Annotated in this window: 1 protein-coding gene; it reads left to right on the top strand. The window is 70.6% G+C overall.

Annotated features, from left to right (window positions below; translation table 11 throughout):
- Positions 1-1,175, top strand: a 1,175-nt coding sequence (locus WS96_RS14375; RefSeq protein WP_059833316.1) for an acetyl-CoA C-acetyltransferase, incomplete at both ends; no start/stop codon positions are given.

Genomic DNA, 1,175 nt, shown 5'->3' with positions numbered 1-1,175 from the left:
ATGACGGATGTAGTGATCGTATCGGCCGCGCGGACCGCGGTCGGCAAATTCGGCGGCTCGCTGGCGAAGATTGCGGCGCCGGAGCTGGGCGCGACGGTGATCCGCGCAGTGCTGGAGCGTGCGGGCGTGAAGCCCGAGCAGGTCAGCGAAGTGATCATGGGCCAGGTGCTGACGGCCGGCTCCGGGCAGAACCCGGCGCGGCAGTCGCTGATCAAGGCGGGGCTGCCGAGCGCCGTGCCGGGGATGACGATCAACAAGGTGTGCGGCTCGGGCCTGAAGGCCGTGATGCTGGCGGCGAACGCGATCGTCGCGGGCGACGCGGACATCGTGGTCGCGGGCGGCCAGGAGAACATGAGCGCGGCGCCGCACGTGCTGCCGGGCTCGCGCGACGGGTTCCGGATGGGCGACGCGAAGCTGGTCGACACGATGATCGTCGACGGCCTGTGGGACGTGTACAACCAGTACCACATGGGCATCACGGCGGAGAACGTCGCGAAGGAATACGGGATCACGCGCGAAGCGCAGGACGCGTTCGCGGCGCTGTCGCAGAACAAGGCGGAAGCCGCGCAGAAGGCCGGCCGCTTCGACGACGAGATCGTGCCGGTGTCGATTCCGCAACGCAAGGGCGAGCCGCTGCAGTTCGCGACCGACGAGTTCGTGCGTCACGGCGTGACGGCGGAGTCGCTGGCCGGGCTGAAGCCGGCGTTCTCGAAGGACGGCTCGGTGACGGCGGCGAACGCGTCGGGGCTGAACGACGGCGCGGCGGCGGTGCTGGTGATGTCGGCGCAGAAGGCGGCGGCGCTGGGCCTGACGCCGCTCGCGCGGATCAAGGCGTACGCGAACGCGGGCGTGGATCCGAGCGTGATGGGCATGGGTCCGGTGCCGGCGTCGCGCCGGTGCCTGGAGCGCGCGGGCTGGACGCCGGGCGACCTGGACCTGATGGAGATCAACGAAGCGTTCGCGGCGCAGGCGCTGGCGGTGCACCAGCAGATGGGCTGGGACACGTCGAAGGTGAACGTGAACGGCGGGGCGATCGCGATCGGTCATCCGATCGGCGCGTCGGGCTGCCGGATCCTGGTGACGCTGCTGCACGAGATGGTCAAGCGCGATGCGAAGCGCGGGCTGGCGTCGCTGTGCATCGGCGGCGGGATGGGCGTCGCGCTCGCGGTCGAGCG

The organism is Burkholderia sp. MSMB1835 (assembly GCF_001526365.1).
Lineage (GTDB): Bacteria > Pseudomonadota > Gammaproteobacteria > Burkholderiales > Burkholderiaceae > Burkholderia.
The sequence above is the reverse complement of the archived record's forward strand: the minus strand, read 5'-3'. Positions and strand labels throughout refer to the sequence as shown.